The 1,304-nt window shown below is 57.0% G+C and carries 2 protein-coding genes; both read right to left on the reverse strand.

Annotation, left to right across the window (positions count from 1 at the left end; all coding sequences use genetic code 11):
- Positions 1-331 (reverse strand): response regulator (locus QQJ79_RS15335; RefSeq protein WP_284223796.1); only part of this gene is annotated, 331 nt, incomplete at its 3' end.
- Positions 328-1,304 (reverse strand): two-component system sensor histidine kinase NtrB (locus QQJ79_RS15340; RefSeq protein WP_284223797.1); only part of this gene is annotated, 977 nt, incomplete at its 5' end. The genes QQJ79_RS15335 and QQJ79_RS15340, both read right to left, overlap by 4 nt.

A 1,304-nucleotide genomic window follows, 5' to 3' on the forward strand; every position in this document is an offset into this window, starting at 1 on the left:
CCTTCAGGTCAAAGGGTTTCGGCAGATAATCGTAAGCGCCCCGTTCCGTCGCCTTGATGGCCGTTAGAAGGGTGTTTTGCGCGCTCATGACGATAATGGGCAGTTCCGGGCGGATTTTCTTTATTCTGGGAAGCAGGTCGAGGCCGTTTTCGTCCGGCATCACCACATCGGTCAGCACCAGATCCCCTGCCCCTTCCAGCACCCAGTTATAGAGGGTGGCCGCGTTGCCGGTCGATCGAACCACATAATCGGCACGGGACAAGGCTTGCTCTAGAACGGTGCGAATGCCCTTGTCGTCGTCTGCTACAAGAATTGTGGCTGCCATTGTCATGCTTTCTTTTTGGGAACCTTGAAGACCGGCAGGCGAATAAGGAAATGTCCGCCCTCGGTGGAATTGTCATATTCGATGATGCCGCCGTGATCGCCGACGATCTTGGCGACAAGCGCCAGGCCAAGCCCGCTTCCCCCGGTTTTGGTGGTCACAAACGGATCAAAGATATGGGGCAGAAGTTCATCGGAAATCCCCGGCCCGTTATCGTGAATGCCCACCTCAAGCGGCAACCGCACCCGATCCTTGCTGCCGGGAACCGCCAGCCGGACGCCGGGACGATAGGCCGTGGTCAGGGTAATTTCGCCCCCTTCATCGGGGACGGATTCAGCGGCATTCTTGATCAGGTTCAACAAGACCTGAACAAGCTGGTCGCGGTTGCCATACACAAAAGGCAAGGACGGGTCATACTGTTCCCTGAAGGTCACCTTGCGGGCAAATCCGGCATGGGAGACCATGCGCACATGCTCCAGAACCTCGTGGATATTGACGGCGTTCCGCTCGATGGGGCGATCATCGGAAAAGGCCTCCATCCGGTCGACAATGGCGCAAATGCGATCCGTTTCATCACAGATCAACCGGGTCAGGGCACGGTCGCTGTCTGATGCGTTCATTTCCAGCAACTGGGCCGATCCGCGGATACCGGACAAAGGGTTTTTAACCTCGTGGGCCAGCATGGCCGCCATGGCGGTTACCGACCGGGCGGCGCCCCGATGGGTCAATTGCCGGTCCATCTTGGAGGCGATGGTCCGCTCCTCGATATGAACGACCACCTGCCCGTCAGTAAACAGCGAGGAAACCTGAATGTTTACGTTTTTCGTGCCGGTTCGGGGCGTACCAAGATCGACAGCATATTCCGATACCCGGTCGTTGCTGGTCCTGACCTGTTCGATCAGGGTTAGAAGCGGGCTGCCAAACGGGACCAGTTGGTCCACCTTGGTTTTCTTCAGGATATTGATGGAGGTGCTGAAAAATT

This window comes from Brevundimonas denitrificans (assembly GCF_030160755.1).
In the GTDB taxonomy this organism is placed as follows: domain Bacteria; phylum Pseudomonadota; class Alphaproteobacteria; order Caulobacterales; family Caulobacteraceae; genus Brevundimonas; species Brevundimonas denitrificans.